Annotated in this window: 1 protein-coding gene and 1 pseudogene; one reads left to right on the forward strand and one right to left on the reverse strand. The window is 61.3% G+C overall.

Annotation, left to right across the window (positions count from 1 at the left end; all coding sequences use genetic code 11):
• Nucleotides 1–344: pseudogene (locus YUU_RS63180) on the reverse strand (hypothetical protein); the annotation flags it as partial.
• Between YUU_RS63180 and YUU_RS0145845 the strand changes: the two are divergent.
• A complete protein-coding gene (locus YUU_RS0145845) occupies nucleotides 338–1,513 on the forward strand; it encodes an IS30 family transposase (RefSeq protein WP_027528108.1) in 1,176 nt (391 codons plus the stop codon). The pseudogene YUU_RS63180 and the gene YUU_RS0145845 overlap by 7 nt on opposite strands.
• The last annotated feature ends 135 nt before the right edge of the window (nucleotides 1,514–1,648 follow it).

The raw sequence follows: 1,648 nt of genomic DNA on the forward strand, positions 1-1,648 counted from the left end.
ATCGGCGCGTTTTCATAGCAATCGGCCTTGCGGCTCATCGAGGCCCGAAAACCGGCGGACTGCATCATCTTGCGATACTCCGCCGAAGCATATTGGGCGGATTCAATCGATCGTCGCAACACCAGACTTGGAGGTTGCGATGGGCATTCGAAAGCGACGATCACTGCGATCTGGACGGGCGCCGTTACCGTCCCCCGGAAGGCCGCCAGTTGCCGGGCGATCTGAACTTCAACGGTTCTGGTTGGGGATTGCTCAGGGAATGACCAGCGAGGATGCTGCGCTAACAGCTGGTATGTCGCAGGCTGTGGGAACCAGATTGTTCCGAAAGGCAGGCGGAATGCCACCAGCGACGTTCAGATCTTCAGCCAAGCCGCCATGCGGGCGGTATCTCTCTTTTGCGGAACGCGAGGAGATTGCACTTCTTCGCGTTCAGGGCCTTTCGCGGCGCGAGATCGGGCGCCGTCTTAGTCGATCTGCCTCGACCATTTCCCGTGAGTTACGACGCAACGCCGCGACGCGCAGTGGCGGCTTGGAGTATCGTGCATCGACAGCCCAATGGCACGCCGAGCGATCTGCCCGTCGGCCCAAACCCACCAAGCTTGCACTCAATACAACCTTGCGCGCTTATGTGGAGCAGAGACTGGCCGGAGTCGTCATGACGTCGAGCGGCGCTCCCGTTCCTGGCCCCGACGTTCCGTGGAAGGGCCGTCGGCACGGCCCGCGAAAGGATCGACAATGGGCCAGGGCTTGGAGCCCGGAGCAGATAGCTCGACGCTTGCCGATCGACTTCCCGGACGACAAGGCGATGCGCATCAGCCACGAAGCCATCTGTCAGGCCCTCTTTGTTCAGAGCCGGGGCGCGTTGCGCCGTGAACTGACGACCTGCTTGCGAACCGGGCGCGTGTTAAGGGTGCCCAGAGCGCGCGTGCGCCGGCGAGGCCAAGGCTTTGTCTCACCGGAGATCATGATCAGCGAACGCCCTGCCGAAGCAGCCGATCGTGCGGTGCCAGGCCACTGGGAAGGGGATCTCATCCTTGGGCTTGGCAGTTCGGCAATCGGTACGTTCGTGGAGCGTTCCACGCGCTTCACGATGCTGCTTCATCTTCCTCGGCTCTCAGGGCATGGCGAGAATCCGCGCATGAAGAACGGCCCGGCGCTCGCGGGACACGGGGCCGAAGCGGTGCGCGACGCGATTACACGCACCATCATTACTTTGCCTGAAGAGCTTCGCCGTTCGCTGACGTGGGATCAGGGAGCAGAAATGGCCCAGCATGATCGCCTCAAGATCGATGCCGGTGTCCAGGTTTACTTTTGCGATCCGCAAAGCCCGTGGCAGCGTGGCACCAATGAGAACACCAATGGTTTGCTGCGTCAGTATTTCCCGAAAGGCACTGACCTGAGCATCCACAGCGCTGACGAAATCGCCGCCGTGGCAGCAGCCCTCAATGCTCGACCGAGAAAGACCTTAGGCTGGAAGACGCCGGCAGAGGCGCTTGACGAATTGCTGCCATGAGGGAAAAAGTCTGGTGTTGCGACGATCGATTGAATCCGCCTTGAACGCCACGATCTGAATGGTGGATCAAGCCGGCGCCAGGCCGCTGTGTCGCAATGGCCATCGCTAGGGCCGCCATTGGCAGTTCGGCGCGCA

The sequence above is a fragment of the Bradyrhizobium sp. Ec3.3 genome, from assembly GCF_000472925.1.
Classification (GTDB): Bacteria; Pseudomonadota; Alphaproteobacteria; order Rhizobiales; family Xanthobacteraceae; genus Bradyrhizobium.